This is a genomic window from Arthrobacter sp. KNU-44 (assembly GCF_051843155.1).
Taxonomy (GTDB): domain Bacteria; phylum Actinomycetota; class Actinomycetes; order Actinomycetales; family Micrococcaceae; genus Arthrobacter.
The window spans coordinates 3,356,565-3,379,391 of the sequence record NZ_JBPXNG010000002.1 but is presented as its reverse complement, the minus strand read 5'-3'; the positions used below and the strand labels follow the sequence as shown (position 1 = coordinate 3,379,391).

19 protein-coding genes are annotated in these 22,827 nt (G+C 62.7%); 3 read left to right on the top strand and 16 right to left on the bottom strand.

Annotation, left to right across the window (positions count from 1 at the left end; translation table 11 throughout):
• Positions 1 to 6: 6 nt before the first annotated feature.
• The 3 genes from ACSVHC_RS16850 to galU form a co-directional block, all read right to left on the bottom strand.
• Positions 7 to 933, bottom strand: coding sequence for a hypothetical protein (locus ACSVHC_RS16850; RefSeq protein ID WP_439181143.1), 927 nt, complete (start codon positions 931 to 933; stop codon positions 7 to 9).
• Positions 934 to 1,039: 106 nt separating this feature from the next.
• On the bottom strand, positions 1,040 to 1,660 hold the full coding sequence (locus ACSVHC_RS16845; protein WP_437770999.1) for a GNAT family N-acetyltransferase: 621 nt from the start codon (positions 1,658 to 1,660) through the stop codon (positions 1,040 to 1,042).
• Positions 1,661 to 1,666: 6 nt separating this feature from the next.
• Positions 1,667 to 2,572, bottom strand: coding sequence for a UTP--glucose-1-phosphate uridylyltransferase GalU (gene galU, locus ACSVHC_RS16840; protein ID WP_345448580.1), 906 nt, complete (start codon positions 2,570 to 2,572; stop codon positions 1,667 to 1,669).
• 117 nt (positions 2,573 to 2,689) lie between these two features.
• Here galU and ACSVHC_RS16835 point away from each other — a divergent pair, with 117 nt between their 5' ends.
• The 3 genes from ACSVHC_RS16835 (at position 2,690) to cpaB (ending at position 4,633) form a co-directional block, all read left to right on the top strand.
• Positions 2,690 to 3,295 carry a 5-formyltetrahydrofolate cyclo-ligase gene (locus ACSVHC_RS16835; protein WP_437771000.1) on the top strand — a complete coding sequence of 202 codons (606 nt, stop codon included), beginning with the start codon at positions 2,690 to 2,692 and terminating at the stop codon, positions 3,293 to 3,295.
• A gap of 155 nt (positions 3,296 to 3,450) precedes the next feature.
• Entirely contained in the window at positions 3,451 to 3,714 is a 264-nt protein-coding gene (locus ACSVHC_RS16830) for an FmdB family zinc ribbon protein (RefSeq protein WP_437771001.1), read from the top strand.
• A 100-nt stretch (positions 3,715 to 3,814) separates the two neighbouring features.
• A complete protein-coding gene (gene cpaB, locus ACSVHC_RS16825; RefSeq protein WP_437771002.1) occupies positions 3,815 to 4,633 on the top strand; it encodes a Flp pilus assembly protein CpaB in 819 nt (272 codons plus the stop codon).
• A 5-nt stretch (positions 4,634 to 4,638) separates the two neighbouring features.
• Here cpaB and ACSVHC_RS16820 read toward each other — a convergent pair whose 3' ends face one another.
• The 13 genes from ACSVHC_RS16820 to ACSVHC_RS16760 all read right to left on the bottom strand — a co-directional run bounded on the left by ACSVHC_RS16820 (position 4,639) and on the right by ACSVHC_RS16760 (position 22,780).
• Entirely contained in the window at positions 4,639 to 4,884 is a 246-nt protein-coding gene (locus ACSVHC_RS16820) for a hypothetical protein (RefSeq protein WP_437771003.1), read from the bottom strand.
• A 9-nt stretch (positions 4,885 to 4,893) separates the two neighbouring features.
• Positions 4,894 to 8,790 (bottom strand): AAA family ATPase, encoded by a 3,897-nt coding sequence (locus ACSVHC_RS16815; protein WP_437771004.1) that lies wholly within the window; start codon positions 8,788 to 8,790, stop codon positions 4,894 to 4,896.
• A 128-nt stretch (positions 8,791 to 8,918) separates the two neighbouring features.
• Positions 8,919 to 10,523: a glutamine-hydrolyzing GMP synthase gene (gene guaA, locus ACSVHC_RS16810; protein WP_437771005.1), complete on the bottom strand. Its 1,605-nt coding sequence runs from the start codon at positions 10,521 to 10,523 to the stop codon at positions 8,919 to 8,921.
• Between the two features lie 119 nt (positions 10,524 to 10,642).
• A complete protein-coding gene (locus tag ACSVHC_RS16805; RefSeq protein WP_437771006.1) occupies positions 10,643 to 11,161 on the bottom strand; it encodes a DUF3817 domain-containing protein in 519 nt (172 codons plus the stop codon).
• Positions 11,158 to 12,000: an SURF1 family protein gene (locus ACSVHC_RS16800; RefSeq protein ID WP_236812180.1), complete on the bottom strand. Its 843-nt coding sequence runs from the start codon at positions 11,998 to 12,000 to the stop codon at positions 11,158 to 11,160. The genes ACSVHC_RS16805 and ACSVHC_RS16800 overlap by 4 nt, the downstream gene beginning before the upstream one ends.
• A gap of 350 nt (positions 12,001 to 12,350) precedes the next feature.
• On the bottom strand, positions 12,351 to 12,839 hold the full coding sequence (locus tag ACSVHC_RS16795; protein ID WP_236812181.1) for a PTS sugar transporter subunit IIA: 489 nt from the start codon (positions 12,837 to 12,839) through the stop codon (positions 12,351 to 12,353).
• A 39-nt stretch (positions 12,840 to 12,878) separates the two neighbouring features.
• Positions 12,879 to 14,639 (bottom strand): glycerol-3-phosphate dehydrogenase/oxidase, encoded by a 1,761-nt coding sequence (locus tag ACSVHC_RS16790; protein WP_437771007.1) that lies wholly within the window; start codon positions 14,637 to 14,639, stop codon positions 12,879 to 12,881.
• 101 nt (positions 14,640 to 14,740) lie between these two features.
• Positions 14,741 to 15,877 (bottom strand): GuaB3 family IMP dehydrogenase-related protein, encoded by a 1,137-nt coding sequence (locus tag ACSVHC_RS16785; RefSeq protein WP_437771008.1) that lies wholly within the window; start codon positions 15,875 to 15,877, stop codon positions 14,741 to 14,743.
• Between the two features lie 148 nt (positions 15,878 to 16,025).
• Positions 16,026 to 17,537, bottom strand: coding sequence for an IMP dehydrogenase (gene guaB / locus ACSVHC_RS16780; RefSeq protein WP_236812187.1), 1,512 nt, complete (start codon positions 17,535 to 17,537; stop codon positions 16,026 to 16,028).
• A gap of 207 nt (positions 17,538 to 17,744) precedes the next feature.
• A complete protein-coding gene (locus ACSVHC_RS16775) occupies positions 17,745 to 19,805 on the bottom strand; it encodes an acyltransferase family protein (RefSeq protein WP_439181142.1) in 2,061 nt (686 codons plus the stop codon).
• 348 nt (positions 19,806 to 20,153) lie between these two features.
• Positions 20,154 to 21,764 carry a chaperonin GroEL gene (groL, locus tag ACSVHC_RS16770; protein ID WP_284756252.1) on the bottom strand — a complete coding sequence of 537 codons (1,611 nt, stop codon included), beginning with the start codon at positions 21,762 to 21,764 and terminating at the stop codon, positions 20,154 to 20,156.
• Between the two features lie 86 nt (positions 21,765 to 21,850).
• On the bottom strand, positions 21,851 to 22,147 hold the full coding sequence (groES, locus tag ACSVHC_RS16765; protein WP_028265041.1) for a co-chaperone GroES: 297 nt from the start codon (positions 22,145 to 22,147) through the stop codon (positions 21,851 to 21,853).
• A gap of 222 nt (positions 22,148 to 22,369) precedes the next feature.
• Entirely contained in the window at positions 22,370 to 22,780 is a 411-nt protein-coding gene (locus ACSVHC_RS16760; protein ID WP_437771010.1) for a hypothetical protein, read from the bottom strand.
• Positions 22,781 to 22,827 lie beyond the last annotated feature (47 nt).

The window sequence follows — 22,827 nt, the reverse complement described above, 5'->3', positions numbered from 1 at the left end:
GGGAGGCTATGCCCGGCGGCGCTGCAAAACGTCGTCGAGGTTGCTGAGCGCGCTCTGAGGCTTGCCGTGCTGCGCTTGGACCGACGGGGCCGCGGACGGCGCGCTGGCCGGCTTCAACGTCGGCTTGCCGAGTGGCTTGGGAGCTTCAGGCAAGTCGAGGGGTTCTGGTGCCGGCCGGGGTGCCTTGGCTGCATCGACGTATGTTGGTTTGGGAACGTCCACCGGCTGCCATTCGGATTCCTTGGATTCCGCCGTAAACCGGACTGTGTTGTCGCCGGCGGCGACGGCAACGTTGAGGGCAGCCTGACGAAGTTCGACGGCGGTCAGGCGGGTCGCTTCCCGGGCATGGGCTTCGGCGTCGAAGATCTTGGTAGCCGGGCGGTCCGAGGCCGGACGACCTACGCGGTGGCTCTCAACCGCGGGACCCATTGCGTTGCGGAATGCCCTGTTCATCTTCGCCCTGCGGTCCCTGATGGCCAGCCGCCGAAGCAGGAAGACGGTCCCGACCACGCCGACGATGGATACCAATGGCACCCAGCCCGAAACGAGGCCAAGAATGCGCAGCACGCCGGAAACGGCTGCCGTGAGTAACAGGAGGAGACCGGCGAGAGCAAGGGCGCAGCGCCCGTATCTGACTTTGAAGACCGCTGCATCCGATGCAGCATCACGCCGTTCGCCGGCGCCAGCCGATACCTCGGGCAATGCGGTTGCGGTGCTCTGCATGGTTTCCATTGCTTTCTCCTGCCGAGGGGTGATTGACAGAACCACCCCGGCTTGCAGTTCATGAGCGTCGTCGTCGATCACATCTGCTGGGATGTCACCGGCCAGTTGGACGTGGTTGTGACGATTCCGCAGTATGTATGGCGCAACCCAAACAATCCACAGCGCGACAGCAATGACCAATATCACCGAGCTGCTGAGAGGGAAGTCCACAATCAAAACCGTAGAAGCAAATACGCGGAGGCCACCGCATTGCCCACGGTGTGTCGCCGGAGAGTCGGCAAATCAATGGATTTACAGACTCGTACACCCCAGCGGACTAGTTGGCCCCGCGTCTCAGCCAAGCAGCCAGCAAACCCCCAGGGACCTCCTCCGAGGTCAATGCAAAGCTTTGATGGTCAGCCCATTCGCCGTTGATGTGAAGGAAACGCTCACGGCGGCCCTCGTCACGGAAACCCAGCTTCTCAACGACCCGCAGGCTCGGCCCGTTCTCGGGCCGGATGTTGATCTCCATCCGGTGAAGGCCAAGGGCCTCAAAGCAATGATCGGTCGCCATGGCAACCGCTGTGGGCGCTATTCCGCGACCGGCCCGGGCCTGGTCGACCCAATAGCCAAGGGTTGCCGTCATCGCCGATCCCCACATAATCGAAGAGACCGTCAGCTGCCCGACGATCCTGGGCTCCGGGAACCCTGGAATCCGCTCCGTGATCACAAACGGAAGGGCGCTGGCCTGCCGAGCCTGCGCGTTAAGGGAAGCCACCATCTGCCGGTAGTTCGGCAGGCGACCGCCAGGGGCCGGGTTGGAGGCTTCCCAAGGCGCCAGCCACTCACTATTGCGTGAGCGGACCTCGGTCCACTCCTTCTTGTCCCGGAAATGAATGGGACGCAAGATGAGGTCGCCGCTCTCCAGCGTCACCGGCCAAATGGCCGACCCCCACACTGGCAGCTACTTGCTGAGGCCGGCGGTAAAGCCAGGCAACCACTCACGCAGGCCAGGCCCGAGGTCTTCACTGTCGCACGCAAGCTGGACGCAGGCTTTGAGGTAGCTGAGCTTATCCCCGGTATCGTACCGACGGCCGCGGAAGACCACTCCGTAGACGCCGCTACCTTCGCCGTCTCCCGCAGCGAGTACTTGAAGCGCATCCGTCAGCTGGATCTCTCCCCCACGGCCCGGTTCGGTTTTCTCGAGAACGTCGAAAACCGAGGGGTGGAGCACGTAGCGCCCGATCACGGCCAAGTTGGACGGAGCTTCATCAACAGCAGGCTTTTCCACAAGTTGCTTGATGCGGACGTAGCCGTCCTCGCCGATATCTTCAATGTCCGCGCAACCGTAGGCGCTGATCTGGGAGGGCTCGACCTCGATGAGGGCCACAACGGAGCCACCGGTTTTGTGCTGGACCTCGATCATGTCGCTCAGGAGTGTGTCCCGGGCGTCGATAAGGTCGTCACCGAGAAGAACGGCAAAAGGTTCGTACCCGACGTGCTGCTTTGCACGCAACACTGCGTGTCCCAGCCCCTTGGGGTCGCCCTGGCGGACGTAGTGGATGTCGCCGAGGTTACTGGTAGCCTGCACCGAGTCCAGCTTGGTGGTGTCACCCTTGGCCTCGAGGGTCGCTTCCAAAGCCGGTACCCGGTCGAAGTGATCCTCCAACGCACGTTTGTTGCGGCCTGTGATCATGAGGACGTCGTTGAGTCCCACGCTCACGGCTTCTTCAACGACATATTGGATGGCCGGCTTGTCGACTACCGGGAGCATCTCTTTGGGCATGGCTTTGGTAGCAGGCAGGAACCTGGTGCCGAGTCCGGCAACGGGGATAACGGCCTTGCGGACGGTGCAGTTGTTGGAAGTCACCGGACTAATCTAACGGAAGGAGCTGGACATTGGGCAAAAGAAACCTGTTTGGATAGTAGGGACTCCACTGTTTCTTCCCCGTCATCGAGCCGCAAAGCAGCGTGAACTGGAGCAAAAATGACTTTGAAAGACGAAATCCGGCGGGACCACCGCAAGCGCCGGCTGACATTGACCCGGCAACAGCGCGCCGACGCCGGAACGGGGATCGCCCTCGGTGGCCTCTCATGGGCGGATTCGGTTGCCCGGGGAAAACCGTCGACTTTTGCGGCCTATGTCGGAGTAGCCGCCGAGCCGCCGACAATGCCCTTGCTTGCGGCACTCCACGCCGCCGGCCACAGGATCCTTCTTCCCGTCTGTGAACCGGAACGGCGTCTGAGCTGGGTCTATTGGACACCGGATACGGTCTTTGTCCGCTCAAAGTACGCACCGATTGACGAGCCGGTGGGCGAACGATTCGACAGCGACGTCATCAGGGATGCCACTGGAATCTTCCTCCCGGCCACCGCCGTCGATGAAGACGGAAACCGTATCGGCCAAGGGGGCGGTTACTACGATCGGCTCCTCGACAAGCTCGACGCCGACGCGCAGCGTCCGCCGACTGTCGCCGTCGTATATGACCACGAAGTGCTGGCCTCGGGGACGATCCCGGCAGAACCGTTCGACAAGCCCGTGGCGGAGGCACTTACCCCCTACAGGATCGTCCGGCTGGTTCCGGCCGATTGATCGGGGCTTCCGACCTGTCTTCTCCGCCACATTTTGTGGTGGCGGCCCCGACTCCGGATGATAGAATTGGCACTCAGGCCCTGGGACTGCTAATGGACGGAACAATCCGCCTTGGCAGCACTGGACCTGTAGTTCGTCCCGGAGGAGGATCACCAGTGCCCACATATGCCTATGCCTGCAAAGACTGCGGACATGCCTTTGACATCGTTCAGTCGTTCACGGACAGCTCCCTGTCCGACTGCCCTGAATGCCAAGGGTCGTTGCGTAAGAAGTTCAACAGCGTGGGCGTCGTCTTCAAGGGATCGGGCTTCTACCGCACCGACTCCCGGGACTCCAAGGGAAGCACCGTTTCGGCCGCTCCCGCCGCACCAGCTGCGCCTCCGGCTCCAGCGTCGGTTCCGGCGGCTGCCGCGAGCTGATTGCGATTTCCAGCTGCTCCCGGTTTTCCACATAGCTCAACGTTCCACATAGCTCAATAAAGCCCTGCCGCGGGCCTGCGTGCCCGGTTAGCGTGGCACCATGCCCGCAACCCCGAACGTACCCACGGACCCCATGTCCGCCGGATCATTGTCGCTGCCGCGCGATAGACTGCTCGCACCGATCAACAGGGCCCGAACCCGCCGTCTACAGGCTCTTCCCTCCAGGGCTGGCGGGCATCGGGGCGCTACCACGGGACCATCCAAACACCGCAGCTTCGGTAGCTGGTTAAACCGCAACCGCCGCCTCGTCGTGGCCCTCCTGCTATGCGTGGCCGCAGGGATCGCAGTCCATCAGCTGACTCCAGCTTCGGAGCGACGAGCCACGGTCCTGGCCGCCGCGCGGGATCTTCCCGCCGGGTCCACTTTGACGGATACCGACCTCAAACCCCTCGATGTCCTTCCTGATGGAATTCCAGCCGGGGCACTCACCCCGCGAACCGGATACGGCGGAAAGCAGCTTGCCTCGCCGCTGCAGAAGGGGCAGATCCCCACAGACGCCCAACTCCTGGGACCGGGCCTGCTGACCGGGACCGCACCCGCGACGGCGGCCGTTCCACTTCGCATGGCCGATCCCGCTTCAATTCAGCTCATCTCGCCCGGCCAGTTGGTCAACGTTGTGCTCACCGCAGCAGATGGACTTGAAGGGCCCGGCAAGAAATCCGAACTCTTGGCATCGGCGGTCCCGGTTTTGTGGACATCCGCGCAAGGAGGCAAAGCGAACCAATGGTTGGGCACGAACGAGGCGGACGGCCTTGTGGTTGTCGCCGCCAATCCGCAACAGGCCGAAATCCTCGCCGGAGCTTCCACTCGCGGGAAACTATTCTTTGTCCTGGTCAATCCCTCTGACAACCGGCCATGAAATATTCAGCCCCAGTGCGGGGGCCTTTGTTCCTTCAGCCAGGCGTCGTGGTCGTAGCCAGGCTCATCACCCCAGCGACGCGGATCGTCCTCGGAGGCTTTCTTGGGCAGAATGCTTTCTCCTGCCTGCTTCCGCTCGGGCGCGGGCTTCACTTTTGTTTTCTCCAGCTCGTCCAACTCGATGTCAGCGCCTACCGCATCGGCGCTGGCGTCCGCAGGGTGCTTGGATTGAGTGCTTTTGCTTTCCGCCATTGCGCTTCCTTAGGGGATCGCCGGTCCCGAGCCAGGGCCTTCCGTACTGCCGGGTCCGGCCGCGGCCGGCTCCGCCTGAGTGTTCAGTTCCAATTGTTCAACATCAATGTCGAGGAATCCATCCTGGACTGCACCGTACGAGGGTGCTACCGGCTTCTCCAGACCCAAGTAGGACCCGATGCGGTCAGCGCAGGACGAAGGATCAGTGAATACTTCAATGGTCCACAAGGACATGTAACGCCAGCCAAGTCGTTCCAGCAATTGGGGCCGCAGCCGGCTGCGCTCCCTGACGCTCATGCGGCGGTATCGTTGCGTGCCATCCGATTCAATGGCCACCGGGGTGGGCATTTCAGTGTCATCACGGCCTATGGTGTGCACGGGGTCGGCTGCCGCGGCAATGTCCAAGGCTCCGTCATAGTGGTGCCACACCCGGGCTCCACGGGCACGGAGTCGCTCGCCCAGATCCGCCACCAACGGATCCTCTCCGAGCGCTTGCTCGCTGGCAGCAGCCCTGGTGGCAGGTGTCCCCAGTTCCGAATTCCCAGACAGTTCACGGTCAAGGAGTTCATGGAAATCAACGGCGCCGTGAGCCAACCGGTCCAGATCGAGGTCCTCCGGACGGAAGCAGCTCAGGACGTGCAACGATCTCCGGGAACGGGTCATTGCCAAGGCAAACTTGTTTCGCCCGCCCTCGACGGAGAGGGGCCCGAAACTGTGCAGCGCCCGGCCATGCGGAGTGCGCCCGAAGCCCAAGGAGAAGATGATGTGGTCGCGGACCAGTCCCTGTGCGCGCTCCAAATCCACGACGCGAAAAGACTCCGCGCCGGCGTTGAAGAAACCCGACAAAAGCGGATAGTTAGGAAGCTGGAGCCTGATGGCTTCGCCGATCCTTGCCGCATGGCGAAGGCTTGCGGTGACCACGGCGAGCGAGGTCCGCGGCCGAAGGCTGGCATGTTGAAACACCAGGTCAACAACGCGGTTCACTTCGGCGGCGACCGATTCAACACCTTCGTGATCGGCCCCCGGCAAGCCGGTGCCATCCGGGATGTATTCAACTACTACCGAGCGGTCCAGCCCCGTCACGGATTGCCCGTCCGGCAGCCGACGCAGACCGCCGTTGTAGTAGTTCTTGCTCAACTGGAGCACCAGATCCTCGTCAACCGCCCGATACACCCAGTTCAACTGCCACGTGGGCAGGACACGGGCCAAAGCACTGAACGCACTGTCCACTGTGTCCTGGCTTGCGGCACCGGCCATGGGTGGCTCCACCGCAACGCTGAAAGTGCGGGCATTGCCGATCTTCGCGTCGCCAAAGGCAACAACTTGCTGGGCTCGGGCGATGGCCGGCAGCACGGCCTGCAAGGATGTGCTCTCGGCGTCGAGAATCACCACCGCATCGAATTTCTGCTCTGCCGGCAAGAGGCTGGTCAGCAGGTACGGACTGATGGACCACACGGGAACCAAGCGGGAGACAAGGACGGGCGCCTGGGCGCTAAGCGCCGACAGGGTAACGCGGCCATCCTTGATCAGGTTCCGGAGGAGTTCCGATTGGCGGGGATGTTCAGCAATTCCAGCCCGCCACATTTCGGCGAGTTTCCACCGGAGCCGGGCGGCTCCGCTGGCGATGTGCGCGTGGTCAGCCAGGCGGTACTCCGCTTCGAGACGGCGGAGGGAATCGCCGTCGGACATCGCGAGATAGTCGTCACCGCTGATCATCGCTTCCAGGGCAGACTGCCACCAGGCGAGGTCAAGTTCCGCGGCAACGGATTCGGCAGGCACTTCGCGTTCAGCCAGGTCAGCAAGAAGCTCGGCGAGTCCGTGCTCGCGCATATTCTCGACCAGAAGCGTGCGCTCCGGGAGCGTCTCAAGGGTCCCCGTGTCCGCCACAAGGCGCTCAAGACGGTCCATGAGACCTTCGTAACGTGTCGCGTGGAGGTCGCCGCCACCGGCCGTGTGTTTGAGGCAATCGCCCAGACGGCGCAGATCCCGGTCCAGTTCACGGTAGCTGGCGCCGAGGTCCGCAAGTCCGGAGGGCACTGCCGGATGGCGTTGGCTGGTCGCGTACTGGGCCCACAGTGCCCGCTGTTCCTGAACGAGCGCCAAGGAGCTGTGCAGATCTGCAATGTGGACACCGGGGCGGACATATTCCTTCGCCACGCGACGCAAGCGGGAGCGCTGCATCGAGGGCATCTCGACTCCCCGCTCTCGCCGCCAAGCGGAGGTAGCGGTAGCCGAAATCAGATCGTGGACCGGCCGGTCAAAAATATCTGGGGTGAATTTGTCCAGGCTTTCCCGCACCGCCATCAGGAGCTCAAGCTGCGCGCCCCATTCGGCGAAGTTCGCCCCAAGCCGGATTTCGGAGTGCTCCGCAACCTGGTTCATCCGATCCCGCAGCCGGGGAAGTTGTTCGGCGGCACTACTGGCCAGTTGCTGGGCTTCCTCGGTCTCCTTGCGCGTGACCAGACGCGCGCCGTACCAGGGGCTAGACGTGGATGCACGGCTGAAGCTGCCAAGCTCGGCAGCGCGTCGCAATCGTTCAGCCAGCTCAGCCCGGTCTTTGATATTGTCCAGCACGCTGCGCTTCAAGCGCACCGTCGTGGCGGGGGCCGGATGGATGGAGGTCAGTTCCGCGAGGGACTGCATTGCCTGGTAGGGAGAGCATCCCCAACGCTGGCGCACGTTATGCAAAGACGCGACATGGTCCATGAGCGCATGGCGGTGCTCGGTCAGAGTCTTGTGGAGATTCGCGAGTTGCGGTTCCAGCGACTTTTCGTTGCGGATGATCGCGCTGACCAGCTGCCCTTTGAGCTGCTGGGGCGTGGCACCGTTGCCCGGCCTGAACAGCATCGATTCAAGGCCCAGGGCTTCAAAATGAGCCGCCAGGCCGTTGAGGCTCGCCCGCCGGTCACCCACCACAAGCACCGATTTCCCCTCGTTGACGAGGGCACCGATCGCGTTGATGGCCGTCTGTGTCTGGCCACTGCCTGGCGGGGTGCTCACTACCAGCGAGTCCCCTGCCCGGACGGCATCCACGACGTATTGCTGATCCGAGTCCGCATCCAGGAGGAGCGATTCTTCGGCGGGGTCGCGCTCGTCGAGGTTCGGGAACCGTCCGGATTTGATGGGTTCGGGTTCCACTTCGCCGCCGTTGGCGGCTTCAAACAAGGAGGCAACGACGCTGCTGTTCTCGTTGATCCAGGGGTCGTCCAAGTTCCCGGACAGATCCGCCAACGTCGTGATGAGGAGATTGGGCGTTACTTCCGCACCGTGGATCGGTTGTACCAGTGTGGCAAGACGGTCGAGGACCGGCAGGGGGTCAAGGCGCGCGGTGTTGTAGGCCATGCGGCTCACGGCGTTGACGTCAAAGACGATTCCATGGACGTTCTTCAAGTGCCGGACCAACGCCGGGTTGATGCCCGCTTGTTCGGTCAGTTGCAGCTCGTAGTCATCTTCGCCCGGCCGCGCCGTGAGTGAGATTGCGGCCAACATGACAGGGGCGGAGACTCGCTGGGGCTTTCCGCCGACAGCTGAGGTCCACACGACCGTGCCGCAGGACAGATAACCGGCGTCGATCCCCCGGTCGTTTCCAAGTTCGAAGATCTTCGAGCGAAGGTTCCTGGCGGCACGCGCGGCAACAAGATATTGCTGGCGATCGCGGATCAGGGTGGAAAGCCGGGTCCGACGTCCGGCGAGGAGCTGTGCCAGGCCTGAAGGGTGGCCGTTGCTGAGGTCTATCGACCCTTCCGGCGTCTTGACGAAGCGCAGCATGGTGTCCGCGCCAGTCACGGGCTTGAGCCCTGACAGCCATTTCCGGAGCTCTACAGAACTCTCTTCGTGGCTTTGACCTACTGACACCGCTGCCTTCTTTTCTGTTATAGCTCGAGACGACTTGGACCAAATCGGCATACTTTCGAGGGTAGCGGGAATCGACCGGCAGTCCGCACCGCAACACTGGTGCAAAGGCAAATTAGCCCTGATTTCAGGGGAAATACAAAGTGACCGGCCTCTGGAACAGAGACCGGTCACTCAGAAAGCTATTCCCACTCGATGGTTCCCGGCGGCTTGCTGGTGACATCAAGTACCACGCGGTTGACGCCGTCAACCTCGTTCGTGATCCTGTTGGAGATCCTGGCGAGGAGGTCATAAGGGAGCCTCGACCAGTCGGCAGTCATGGCGTCCTCGGAGGAAACAGGACGCAGCACAATCGGGTGTCCGTAGGTGCGGCCATCGCCCTGCACGCCAACGCTGCGGACGTCGGCCAGCAGTACGACAGGCATTTGCCAGACATCATTGTCGAGTCCAGCCGCTGTGAGTTCGGCCCGCGCGATGGCGTCCGCCTTGCGAAGGAGGTCGAGCCGTTCCTTGGTCACGTCGCCCACGATGCGGATGCCCAGGCCGGGTCCGGGGAACGGCTGGCGTCCGACGATTTCCTGCGGCAAGCCGAGCTGCGCGCCCACGGCGCGAACCTCGTCCTTGAACAGGGCGCGGAGCGGTTCAACGAGTTCGAACTGCAGGTCCTCGGGAAGGCCGCCCACGTTGTGGTGGCTCTTGATATTCGCGGCACCTTCGCCGCCTCCGGATTCGACGACGTCCGGGTACAGGGTGCCCTGAACAAGGAACTTGATGCTCTCGCCCTCGGACGCAGCCTCGGCGATAATGGCCCGCTCTGCTTCCTCGAACGCACGAATGAACTCGCGGCCGATGATCTTGCGCTTGGTCTCGGGATCGCTGACCCCGGCCAGGGCGGACAGGAATCGCTCCTGCTCGTTGGCGACATAGAGTTTGACGCCGGTTGCGGCGACGAAGTCGCGCTCGACCTGTTCGGCTTCGCCTTCGCGCAGCAAGCCGTGGTCCACGAATACACAAGTCAGTTGATCGCCCACGGCGCGCTGCACGAGCGCTGCGGCTACGGCCGAGTCGACGCCGCCGGAGAGGCCGCAAATGACTTTGGAGTCGCCGATCTGCCGGCGGATCCGGTCCACTTGCTCTTCGAGGATGTTGCCCGTGGTCCAGTTCGGCTTCAGGCCGGCTCCGTTGAACAGGAAGTTCTCCAGAACCTGCTGGCCGTGGACGGAGTGCTTTACCTCCGGGTGCCACTGCACGCCGTAGAGATGCTTCTCTTCGTTCGCGAAAGCAGCCACAGGTGCGCCTGCGGTGGTCGCCAGGACTTCGAAGCCGTCAGGAGCCTCGTGAACGGAGTCTCCGTGGCTCATCCAGGTGTTCTGGGAGTCCGGAACGCCCGCAAGGATGGAGCGGGCTTCGCCAACGGTGGTGGCCTCGGTGGCGCCATACTCGCGCAATCCGGTCTGCGCGACCTTGCCCCCGAGCGCGTTGGCCATGGCCTGGAAGCCGTAGCAAATACCGAAGACCGGCACGCCGGCCTCGAAAAGGTCCGCGCCAACCCTCGGGGCACCCTCGGCATAAACGCTTGAAGGTCCGCCGGAGAGGATGATCGCTGCCGGGTTCTTGGCCAGAAGCTGCTCGGTGGTGAACGTGTGCGGAACAATCTCCGAGTACACATTCGCTTCACGGACGCGGCGGGCAATCAGCTGCGCGTACTGGGCACCGTAGTCAACAACCAGCACCGGCTTCTGGGAAGTCTGAGCTTCAGAACTGAAGGGTGCGGTGGGAGTAGTCACCGTAACAGCCTACTTTGCCGGGATGCCCCGGTGCACCTTGAAACCGGTCGTGAAGCGCGGAATCAGCTCCGAAAACAGTCCGACGTTAGCGATCTCACAATGTCGCCGGGCCAGTCCCGTCAGTAGCGCTTGGACGCCTGCGGATTCGCGGCGAGCTCCATCTCTACCTCCGAGTGGAACTTCTTTTCCACGATGAAGGACATGAGAGGGACAACGCCGCCCAAGGCGAGCAGGATGAGCTTCGTGAACGGCCAGCGCATGAGCGACCACAAGCGGAAATCCGAGATGAGGTACAGAACGTACATCCAGCCGTGGACAATCAGCACGGCTATGGAGACGTTGACGCCGCCCAGGACCGCCTTGGACTCGGGGTCGGCGAATCCGAAACCGAAGGGCTGGCCGGTGATCGCGTTGGTACCGCCGGCGAAGAGATACACGCCGAACGCATAGCGTGCAACGAGCTCGGCGCACAGGAGCAGCAGCATGGTGCCGGTGAGGTAGGCCATGACTTTGTAGAACTTCAGGGCCGAGCGGATCTGGGCCGTCGTTCCACCGAAGCGGCGTTTCTTGGCCCCGCTTGGCTTCGCGGCGGATTCTCCGGACTGTTCGGGCTGGATGGCCGGTTTGGGCTCAATCATGGCTTTACCTGTTCTGGCTTGGTAATTGCTGGCAAATCGTCTGACGGGAATTCGTCGTCGGGCTCGTCCTCGTCTTCTTCGAGGGTGCGCCGGTAGTCATCGGCCACCATCCGCCACCAGATGTAGAGGGCGAATCCTGCAAAGACCACCCATTCCACGGAGTAGAAGAGGTTGAGCCAATTGATCTGTTGGTTGGGTGGTTGGGCCGGGATATTCAAGGGCTTCAGCTGCGCCGGAAGTGCGAGGGCCTTGCCCGCAGATACCTCCGACGTCGCCGCGACGAAGCCGGGATAGCTTGAGACTTCCCACGTGTTGATGAGTTCGGCGACCGAAACCGCCGAGGCGCGACCCGCTCCGGCGTCGACGTTTGGCACCGGCGCCTCGGACGGCAGGAGCCGTCCGGTCAGTTCAATAGTGCCCGACGGCGGCGGCCCGGCTTGGGCGGGATCGGCTACCCAGCCGCGGGCCACGGGGATCCAGGTTTTCGCGGTTGCGCCGACGCCGTGGAGTGCAGGGGCGCCGTCGACCGCAAACGCGGTCACTACCCAGTACCCTTTTTGCCCGGCGAGTAGCCGGCCCTCCACAAGGACCTGCTTGGCGGGGTCGTAACTACCCTTGGCGCTGACCATTTGGTCTGACGCCGAACCCGGGAAGAACGTTCCGGGCTGCAATTCCCCGGTAAGCGGCTTGACTTGCTCCACAGCGGGGTCGTCAACCGGGACATCGCTCTGGGTGGATCTGCCGAACTGCCACTGGCTGAGCAGCACAAACACCCCGGAGAGCAGGAGCGCGAACACGAGTCCTGCGATCCAGCGGGGCTTCAGAGCGGTTTTCAACACCCCTTAACCGTACTTCGCCAAGCTGTAGAACAGCTAAACGGGAGGTCCTTCCCGCTTGGAGGGCATGCCCCTTCCCGCTTGGACGGCCTGCCCCTTCCTAGAGTGGGGCAGCAGGGTCCCTACGTGGCGCGGAACGCGACACGAAAGGGCCTGCCCCTTCCTAGAGTGGGGCAGCAGGGTCCCTACGTGGCGCGGAACGCGACACGAAAGGGCCTGCCCCTTCCTAGAGTGGGGCAGCAGGGTCCCTACGTGGCGCGGAACGCGACACGAAAGGGCCTGCCCCTTCCTAGAGTGGGGCAGCAGGGTCCCTACGTGGCGCGGAACGCGACACGAAAGGGCCTGCCCCAATCTCAGTGGTCGAAGAACACCAAGCTGGAGTTGATCAGTTCGGCGATGACTTCGGGGTCGTGGGCGCGTCTGAGGGATTCCCTGAATGATTCCTTGGAAAGGGAGCGGGCCAAGGTCGCGAGGACTTCCAAGTGGTCCGAGAATGAACTGGCGGGCGTAGCGATGAGCAGGACCAGCGTGGCTGGTCCGTCGCTGGCGCCGAAGTCCAATGAGTGACCGAACTTCGTGACACCCACAGCAATGGAGACCCGGGAAACAAACTCGCTGCGGGCATGCGGGAGGCCAATGCCGCCCGGCAGCCCGGTGGCAAGTTGGTGTTCGCGCGAGTTGACGACTTCGAGGAAGCCCTCAAGGTCCGTGATGCGCCCGGCGGCGTAGAGCCTTTCCGCGAGCTGCCCGGCGGCATCTGTTTTGTCGACCGCTTCCATCTCCAGGATGACGGTCTCCGGCGTTGTCAGTTCGGCATCATACGGGTCCAGTGGTTCCGCCAAGTCGTTATCCCTCCAGTGTGGCCAGCCAACCCGGGCCGCTCAGCGGAGGGGAACGATGTCATCGACACCCATGCGCGCAGCATCGGCCGATTCGTCGTCGGGCTGCTGTTGGCTAAGCCGTTCAGCTTCCACCCGGGCCAGGTAGTGCTTGATTTCGCTTTCCCGCTGCGCGTCGCTCCAGCCAAGAATTTCTCCCATCAGCTTAGCGACAACAGGGACAGCGGAAACACCTCTGTCCCACGACTCGATCGAGATACGGGTGCGTCGGGTCAGGACATCATGGACATGGCGGGCACCCTCATGGGTCGCGGCATAGACGACCTCCGCCGCCAAATAGTCGTCTGCCCCCGGCAGCGGCTCGGCCATGGCCGGGTTGTCCTTGATGATCGCCAGGACTTCCGGGGTCATGGAGCCATAGCGGTTGAGCAAATGTTCCACCCTTGCGACGTGGACCCCGGCCTCATCAGCGGTTCTCGCCCGCCTGTTCCATGCAGCCTTGAAGCCTTCAGCGCCCAGGAGCGGGATGGTGTCGGTGCAGCTCGCGGGTACGCGCTCGTCCATGGCCCGCGTCGCTTCGTCCACCGCGTCCTTCGCCATGACCCGGTACGTGGTGAACTTTCCACCCGCAACCACCACCAGGCCTGGAACGGGGTGCGCCACCACGTGTTCGCGCGAAAGTTTGGCCGTGGAGTCGCTCTCCCCCGCCAGCAGCGGGCGGAGGCCCGCGTACACGCCCTCAACATCCTCACGGGTCAGTGGACGCTTCAAGACACGATTGACGTGTTCAAGAACATAGTCGATGTCCTTCGTGGACGCGGCAGGATGCGCCTTGTCGAGCTTCCAGTCGGTGTCCGTTGTGCCGATGATCCAGTGCCGCCCCCAGGGGATGACGAACAGCACGGATTTTTCGGTCCTCAGGATCAATCCGACCGTCGACTGGAAGCGGTCGCGCGGGACCACAAGGTGGATGCCTTTTGAGGCGCGCACCTTGAGCTGGCCGCGATCCGTCACCATGGCCTGGGTCTCGTCCGTCCAGACTCCCGTGGCATTGACCACTTGCTTGGCGCGGACTTCGATGACGCTGCCGTCTTCCTGGTTTTCCACCTTCGCGCCCACCACGCGTTCGCCCTCGCGCACGAACGACACCACGCGCATCCTGTTCACGGCATGCGCACCGTAATGCGCCGCAGTCCGGACGACATTGACCACCAGCCTGGCATCGTCAACCTGTGCATCGTAGTAGCGGATGGACCCGACGAAGGCATCGTTCTTGAGGCTGGGTGCGGCCCTCAGCGTGCCGCGCCGGAAGAGGTGTTTGTGCATGGGCACACCGCGGCTGTGGCCGGAGGTGAGGCCAAGAGTGTCGTAGAGGAAAATCCCGGCACCAACATAGGGCCGCTCCCAAAAACGCCGGGTGAGCGGGTACAGGAACGGAACAGGCCGGACGAGGTGCGGTGCGATCAGTTGGATCAGCAATCCGCGCTCCTGGAGGGCTTCCTGGACGAGCGCAAAGTCCAGCATCTCCAGGTATCGCAACCCGCCGTGAATCAGCTTCGAGGACCGCGACGACGTGCCCGAAGCCCAGTCCCGGGCCTCGACAATACCCACGGACAGACCGCGGGTCACCGCGTCCAAAGCCGCACCGGCCCCGACCACGCCTCCCCCGACAATCAGGATGTCGAGTTCCTTGCCGGGTTCGGTGGTGCCCTTGAGAACTTCGATGGATCTGGCCCGCGCCTGCGGACTCAATGCACCCGTTGATGCATCATTCCTTTGCGAACCATCTGCAACACTGCTCATTGGACGCCTCCCATCGCACAAACCCGTAGTTCCCCACACTACTTCTTGTCCAGCGGCTTGGGCAGGGTTTCGCGCGAGCGCTACAGCGGCCCGAGCGGGAGCTACCCGCCGGAGTAAGGCGAGACGACGACGTCGACCCGCTGGAACTCCTTCAGGTCCGAATAGCCCGTGGTCGCCATGGAACGGCGAAGCGCGCCAATCAGGTTGGAGGTGCCGTTGGTGTGGTGGCCTGGCCCGAAGAGCACTTCTTCGAGGGGACCCACAGTGCCGACATTGACCCTGTCGCCGCGGGGCAGCTCAAGGTGGTGGGCTTCCTGGCCCCAGTGCCAGCCCTTGCCCGGGGCCTCTTCTGCACGGGCCAAAGCGCTGCCGAGCATCACGGCGTCGGCGCCCATGGCGATGGCTTTGACGATGTCACCCGAAGAACCCATGCCGCCGTCGGCGATCACGTGCACGTACCGTCCACCGGACTCATCCATGTAGTCGCGGCGGGCAGCAGCGACGTCGGAAATGGCGGAAGCCATCGGCGAATGGATACCGAGCGCACGGCGCGTAGTGGTCGTTGCGCCGCCGCCGAAGCCCACCAGGACGCCGGCCGCTCCGGTACGCATGAGGTGCAGGGCAGGGGTGTAGCCGGCGGCCCCGCCGACAATCACAGGGACGTCGAGCTCGTAGATGAACTGCTTGAGGTTCAGGGGCTCATGGTTCTTGGAGACGTGTTCGGCCGAGACGGTGGTGCCGCGAATGACGAAAATGTCTACGCCGGCGGCCACCACGGTCTTGTAGTGCTCCTGGGTGCGCTGCGGTGTCAGCGAGCCGGCCACCGTCACCCCCGATGCTCGGATTTCCGCAAGCCTCGTGGTGATCAGTTCGGGCTGAATGGGCGCTTTGTAGAGCTCCTGCATGCGCCGTGTGACTGTCGGGCTGGCCGTTTCATCCGCAAGGGCAGAGATTTCGTCCAGCACGGACTGGGGATCCTCGTACCGAGTCCACAAACCCTCAAGGTCCAGGACGCCCAGGCCGCCCAGCCGGCCAAGGGCGATGGCCGTTTCAGGCGACATCGCGGAGTCCATGGGTGCGGCGATCACTGGCATCTCAAACTTGTAGGCATCGATCTGCCATGAGACGGAAACGTCCTTGGGGTCGCGCGTCCGGCGGTTGGGGACGATCGCGATGTCATCCAGGGAGTAGGCACGACGCCCACGCTTGCCACGGCCAATCTCAATCTCGTAAGTCACTGCTCTAGGTTATCCCAGTGCGGCGCGATCTACCGGCACGGTGACGCACACCATGGCGGCAGGCGTTGCACTCATAATCGAGCGAGCCCGCCACCTCCGTAAGGAAGGTGGCGGGCTCGCTTCGGACTGCCTAGGACACGAAATACGCCTAGCGGGAACCGTAGTTCGGAGCCTCGACGGTCATCTGGATGTCGTGCGGGTGGGACTCCTTGAGCCCGGCGGCTGTGATGCGGACGAACTTACCGCGTGCTTTGAGTTCGGCGATGGTCGGAGCACCCGTGTAGAACATGGTCTGGCGCAGGCCGCCGACCAGCTGGTATGCCACCGAGGAGAGCGGCCCGCGATATGCGACGCGGCCTTCGATGCCTTCCGGGATGAGCTTGTCATCACCGGAAACGTCCGCCTGGAAATAGCGGTCCTTCGAGTAGGACGTGTTCTTGCCACGGGACTGCATGGCACCCAGGGAACCCATGCCGCGGTAGCTCTTGAACTGCTTGCCGTTCACGAAGATCAGCTCACCGGGCGACTCGTCGCAGCCAGCCAACAAAGAGCCGAGCATGACGGTGTCGGCGCCGGCCACGAGGGCCTTGCCGATATCGCCCGAGTACTGCAGGCCGCCGTCCGCGATCAGCGGAACACCGGCAGGGATGGCCGCCTTCGAGGACTCGTAGATGGCCGTGATCTGGGGGACGCCCACACCGGCAACAACGCGGGTGGTGCAAATGGAGCCCGGGCCCACGCCCACCTTGATCCCATCGGCACCGGCGTCGATCAGTGCCTGCGCGCCTTCACGGGTGGCGGCCTGGCCGCCGATGATGTCAACGTGGGCAGCAACGGGGTCCGACTTCAGGCGCGTAATCAGGTCCAGGACACCCTGCGAGTGGCCGTTGGCGGTGTCCACGAACAATGCGTCGACGCCGGCGTCGATCAGGGTCATGGCCCGTTCCCAGCCATCGCCGAAGAACCCGATGGCGGCGCCGACGCGGAGTCGGCCTTCCTCGTCCTTCGTCGCGAGCGGGTACTGCTCGGCCTTCGTGAAGTCCTTGGTGGTGATGAGGCCTTTGAGGCGACCCTGCTCGTCAACGAGGGGCAGTTTCTCGATCTTGTTAGTGGCCAGTTTGTGCGAGGCCTCTTCGCGGCTGATGCCCACGTGGCCCGTGATGAGCGGCATCTTGGTCATGACATCGCTGACCAGCCGCAGCGGGAAGTCGGACTCCGGCACGAAGCGTGTGTCGCGGTTAGTGACAATACCCAGCAGCCGCCCATCGGGGTCGATGACAGGCAGGCCGGAAACCCGGTAACGCGAACACAGTTCGTCCAGTTCCTGAAGGGTGGCTTCCGGGTGGATGGTCAGGGGGTTGGTGATCATCCCGGACTCGGAGCGCTTGACGCGGTCGACGTGGTCGGCCTGGTCTTCGATGGACAAGTTGCGGTGGATGACGCCAAGGCCGCCCTGCCGGGCCATGGCGATTGCCATGCGGGACTCGGTGACGGTGTCCATGGCGGCCGAAAGCAACGGGGTCTGGACCGAAATTCGCTTGGAGATCCGGGAGGAAGTGTCAGCCTCGGACGGAATCACGTTCGTGTGGCCCGGCAGCAACAGGACGTCGTCGTAGGTCAGGCCAACAAAGCCAAAGGGATCGTGTTCGGGCTGGGTCATGAGTGCGCCTCTTACCTTGGTTCTTGGGGGTTGCTCTGGTAGGGGTTGCAGCTGATGACCAGCCCGTCATTACGGGACTGGCCTGTGCAGAAAGGTTCTGAATAAATAGTAGAACCTCGCCGCCGATCCCCATATTCCGAGAGGGCAATGTGAGCAACAGCACCCGGCACCAGCCGTCGAGCCGCTCGACAGCCTAGCTAGGGCCGGCTAGCTCCATGCGGTCGCGGCCAGCCACCGGTCCCTGAACATGGGCGCCATGCTCGCAACATAGGTCTTCGAGAGGTGGTTGTTGTCCAAGTAGACGAAGGTGTTACCTACAACGCCAGGGCATTCGCCGCCGTTACAAATCAGATCGGTCATGTCCAGTATGGACAAGCCGACGTACTTGCCTTGAAGTGATGCGAGCGGGTTTTGCGGTGCAAGCAGCTGGGCCTCGCCGGGATTGCAGTCGGGGCTGTGCTGTCCTTTGGTCACGACGCAGTCTGCCATGTTGAAGTCGAACCTCGGGTTGTCACGAACGGCAATGACGGATATGCCTTTGTCTGTGAGCATCTTCACGGTGTCTTCAAACCCGACGGTCAATTTTTCATCGGGTGACGATGGAACGGCTGCAGTTCCCACGAGGAACACGGCGCTCGGCGGGTGCTCGTCGATTTGCTGGTGAACGGCGTCATCAAAATCCTTGCATTCCGAGCTCAGCCCCGAGGTGTCCACCGTGAACGGACAGCCGCCGAGCAGCAGGTTGTACAGGCGCCATTGCTCTTGTTCTGCCAAAGGAGCCAATGCCGCCAACCACTGCTGCGCATGCGAGTCGCCCAGTGCCAGGATGGTGCGGTCCGATCCAGCGGGTTGACTGTTTTGGTTACACCCCGACTGGAGGATGTTCGAGGCAGGCTTCAGATCCCCGCTGCAGTGGTCGGACAGGCCCGCCCAGTCCTGTGGCAATTTTTCCGGGGTAGGAAGGAGAGCTGCTTTCGGGCTGACTTCATTAACATAGCCGGGCACCATGGCGGCAGCGCCCGGGTTGTCCTTTTCCGCCTGGGCCATCGCAATTTTGGCGCTCACGTACTGCTGCACATTGAATGCGAGCAAAGGAACGACGGCAACAGCCAAGCAGGCGACCACCGCAATGGCGGCACGCCGCCGGTTCGCTTCCGGCCATTTCCACTCCCGCAACGGCTTCTCGACGAACTTTGTGGTGAGGAAAGCCAAAACCAGTGCCGCCGCAATGATCACAGTCCCCGAGAGCCACCCGGCCTGGTCTTTGCCGGTCCAAATGAGAGAGATGACCAGCAGCGGCCAATGCCACAGATACAACGCGTAGGAGTTGTCGCCCAGGCGTACGAGAGGCTTGGAGCTCAGGATCCGGTCAACACCGAAACGGCTGCCTGTCTGGCCGGCAACAATAACGCAGGCCGCCGCCAGGGTGGGCCAGAGGGCCACGAAGCCCGGGAAAGCCGTCTGGACCTGGAGCACGATCCCACAGCTCAACATTGCCAGAATGCCCACCCAGCCCATCATCACGCGGACGGGCTTCGAGAACCTCAACGCCGGCAGGATGAGGGCAACCAGCGTTCCTATGGCGAACTCCCACAGCCTCGCAAACGTGTCGAAATAGGCAGTCGTCTGGTCGGTTGCGGTCGCAATGACTGAATACGTGAGCGAGACCGCGAAGAGCAGGCCAAATACGTACAGCAATGCGACACGATACCGAAGGCGGTACTTTTTACAAGCCAGGGCGACGAGCGCGAAAATAACCGGCCACAGGATGAAGACCTGGCCTTGGATCGAGAGCGACCAGAAATGCTGGAGCGGACTCGCCTGGCTATGATCAGCGGCGTAGTAGTTGACGGCCTCCCGCTGAAGTAGCCAGTTCTGGACGTAGAAAAGCGATGCCCAGACCTGGTCAACCAAAGCCGCCCATCGGGTCTTGGGGAGCACCACGAAAATTGCGGCCAATGTACCCAGCAGGACGACCACAGTGGCCGGAAGCAGCCTGCGGAACAGGTGAAGCCAGTGCCTCAGCAGGTCCATGGGGCGGCCCTGCTCATAACGGCTTGTGAACTGCAGTGTCATCAAGAAAGCAGAGACCAAGAGGAAGACATCGACGCCACCGGAAACGCGGCCGAACCACACATGGTAGGACACCACCATGAGCACGGCAAGCGAGCGCAGGCCTTGAATTTCGGGGCGGAACTTTGACTTTCGGCTGGTGATACTGGAACGACTCTGCCCCTTGATAGAAGCTGCCGTTTGCACAGTTGACACCACAATGCCCCTCAATGACCTAGATCGAACCATAAATCTTACTGATTCGTAATGTTCAATGCCAATCGAAAATTCATCCGAAGAGCACCCATCCTTCAATTGAGCCATACCTAGCTGAGCGCTCACAGGGTGATTGCCCGGTACCAGCTGTGGGCCCGTCTGCGCCGAAACGGCGAGCCAAATGCAGGAGGCCCGGCCCCCAAAGGGGACCGGGCCTTCTTTCACGCAGGTGGGCCCACACCGCCCGGGTTCCCTGGCCGAAGCGAAGCGAGGCTAGGGAGGCGGTGTGGGCCCACACCGCCCGGGTTCCCTGGCCGAAGCGAAGCGAGGCTAGGGAGGCGGTGGGGATTAGTGGCTGTGACCTGCGTGCTCGTCTTCCTCGGCCGGCTTCTCGACAACCAGGGTCTCGGTGGTGAGAACCAGGGCTGCGATGGATGCGGCGTTCTGAAGCGCGGAGCGGGTGACCTTGACGGGGTCAATCACGCCGGCGGCGATCAGGTCCTCATACACACCGGACTTCGCGTTGAAGCCGTGGTTGTCTTCCAGCTCGGCAACCTTGGCGACGACGACGTAGCCGTCGAAGCCGGCGTTCTGGGCGATCCAGCGAAGGGGCTGGGTCAGGGCGCGGCGGACGATGCCGACGGCGGCAGCCGCGTCGCCTTCCAGTGCCTTGACGGCAGCGTCCTCGTCCAGTGCCTTGAGGGCGTGGATAAGGGCAGAGCCACCGCCGGAGACGATGCCTTCTTCAAGGGCAGCACGCGTGGAGGACACTGCGTCCTCGATACGGTGCTTCTTTTCCTTGAGCTCGACCTCGGTGGCTGCGCCGACCTTGATCACGCCGATGCCGCCTGCCAGCTTTGCAAGCCTTTCCTGCAGCTTTTCCCGGTCCCAATCGGAGTCGGTGCGGGTCAGCTCTGCACGGATCTGGGCGACGCGGGCCGCGACGTCCTCGGGAGTGCCGGCGCCGTCAACGATGGTGGTGTTGTCCTTGGTGACGGTGATCCGGCGGGCGCTGCCGAGGACCTCCAGGCCAACCTGGTCGAGGGACAGGCCGAGCTCCGGGGAGACAACCTGTGCGCCGGTCAGTGTGGCAATGTCCTGCAGCATGGCCTTGCGGCGGTCACCGAAGCCCGGAGCCTTGACGGCAACGACGTTCAGGGTGCCACGGATACGGTTCACGATCAGCGTGGACAGTGCCTCGCCGTCGATGTCCTCGGCAATGATGAAGAGCGGCTTGGCAGCCTGCAGGGCCTTCTCGAGGAGCGGCAGGAATTCCTGCAGCGAGGAGATCTTGCCCTGGTTGATCAGGATGAGCGCGTCTTCCAGAACAGCTTCCTGGCGTTCCGCGTCAGTGACGAAGTACGGGGACAGGTAACCCTTGTCGAACTGCATGCCCTCGGTGAGGACCAGTTCGGTCTGCGTGGTGGAGGACTCTTCGATGGTGATGACACCATCCTTGCCGACCTTGCCGAAAGCCTCGGCGAGGAGTTCGCCAACCTCATCGCTCTGGGCGGAGATCGCGGCAACGCTGGCAACCTGGGTGCCTTCTACTTCGCGGGCGTTCTCAAGAAGGCGGGCGGCCACGGCCTGGACCGAAACCTCGATGCCGCGCTTGATTTCGCCAGGGGCGGCTCCGGCGGCAACGTTGCGCAGGCCTTCCTTGACGAGTGCCTGTGCCAGTACGGTGGCCGTGGTGGTGCCGTCGCCTGCGACGTCATTGGTCTTGGTGGCGACTTCCTTGGCCAGCTGCGCACCAAGGTTCTCATACGGGTCGTCGAGTTCGACTTCGCGGGCGATCGTCACGCCGTCGTTGGTGATGGTGGGAGCTCCCCACTTCTTGTCCAGAACGACGTTGCGGCCACGCGGGCCAAGGGTGACCTTGACGGTGTTGGCGAGCTTGTCAATGCCTGCTTCGAGCGAGCGACGGGCAGCGTCGTTAAACGCAAGCTGCTTTGCCATGGTTGTGTCCTTTCAAGACGGAAAACCCGCACCGCTGATTCGACCGGAAGAAGTCCGACTTGATCTGCGATGCGGGATCCAGGGAATTACTTAACGACGATCGCCAGAACGTCGCGGGCGGACAGAACGAGGTATTCGTTGCCGCCGGTCTTGACTTCAGTTCCGCCGTACTTGGAGTAGATGACGACGTCGCCAACGGTTACGTCGACGGGCACGCGGTTGCCGTTGTCATCGAAGCGGCCGGGGCCAACTGCAACAACTTCGCCTTCCTGCGGCTTTTCCTGTGCAGTGTCCGGGATGACCAGGCCGGAAGCCGTGGTCTGCTCTGCTTCGAGCGGGCGGACAACAATGCGATCCTCGAGAGGCTTAATGGAGACCGACACTCGGATCTCTCCTTTACGTGAGGTAGTACATGGACTATCAAACCAGGGGTGCCGTGGCGGGCTTACCGTCGTCGCGGTGCCGGTAAGTGCCTGGCGGCATGATTAGCACCCGCCTAGGGAGAGTGCTAATCAAGACTCTATGTAAGCATTAGCACTCGGTCAAGGCGAGTGCCAGAATTCCGTCACGGGTGAACGTCCAATGGCGGCTTCCGGCTCACACGCTTATTGCCCGGCGAGGTCGTCGAAGTCAACGTCCTCGCCGTCGTCGTACTCTTCCGTCCGTGCGGTTCCGCGGTTCAGATAGAGCACCACGCCGCTGGCGAGTGCGACGACGCCGAATACCACCAGCCCGACGATCGCTCCAATGCGGGCACCGGCGTAGGTGTCACGGATGTCCCGGGCCTCATCCGTGGCGTCCTGGACGCTCTTTCCGGTCATGGAGTAGGTGGCCGCGTTGAAAGAGTCTAGGAAGAAAATAATGATCAACAGCGCGATGCAGACAATGGCAATCAAGGCACCCACGATGAGCGCAGGACGGGCATAACTGGAGAGATTTCCGGCGAAGGGACGTTTATCGGGGGCAGAGGGAGATCCATTGGCGTCGTCAGGCTGGCGTACTGGGTTGTCTTCCATGGCATCAACCCTATCCGCCCGAGCGCTCCCGGATCCCTCCCGACCCC

Excerpts from the sequence above, each read along its gene's own strand:
- ACSVHC_RS16760 (WP_437771010.1), bottom strand. The coding sequence starts at position 22,780 with ATGGAAGACAACCCAGTACGCCAGCCTGACGACGCCAATGGATCTCCC.
- guaB (WP_236812187.1), bottom strand. The coding sequence starts at position 17,537 with ATGACCCAGCCCGAACACGATCCCTTTGGCTTTGTTGGCCTGACCTAC.
- cpaB (WP_437771002.1), top strand. The coding sequence starts at position 3,815 with ATGCCCGCAACCCCGAACGTACCCACGGACCCCATGTCCGCCGGATCA.
- ACSVHC_RS16805 (WP_437771006.1), bottom strand. The coding sequence starts at position 11,161 with ATGATTGAGCCCAAACCGGCCATCCAGCCCGAACAGTCCGGAGAATCC.
- ACSVHC_RS16790 (WP_437771007.1), bottom strand. The coding sequence starts at position 14,639 with ATGAGCAGTGTTGCAGATGGTTCGCAAAGGAATGATGCATCAACGGGT.
- ACSVHC_RS16815 (WP_437771004.1), bottom strand. The coding sequence starts at position 8,790 with ATGCCGATTTGGTCCAAGTCGTCTCGAGCTATAACAGAAAAGAAGGCA.
- groL (WP_284756252.1), bottom strand. The coding sequence starts at position 21,764 with ATGGCAAAGCAGCTTGCGTTTAACGACGCTGCCCGTCGCTCGCTCGAA.
- ACSVHC_RS16835 (WP_437771000.1), top strand. The coding sequence starts at position 2,690 with ATGACTTTGAAAGACGAAATCCGGCGGGACCACCGCAAGCGCCGGCTG.
- ACSVHC_RS16820 (WP_437771003.1), bottom strand. The coding sequence starts at position 4,884 with ATGGCGGAAAGCAAAAGCACTCAATCCAAGCACCCTGCGGACGCCAGC.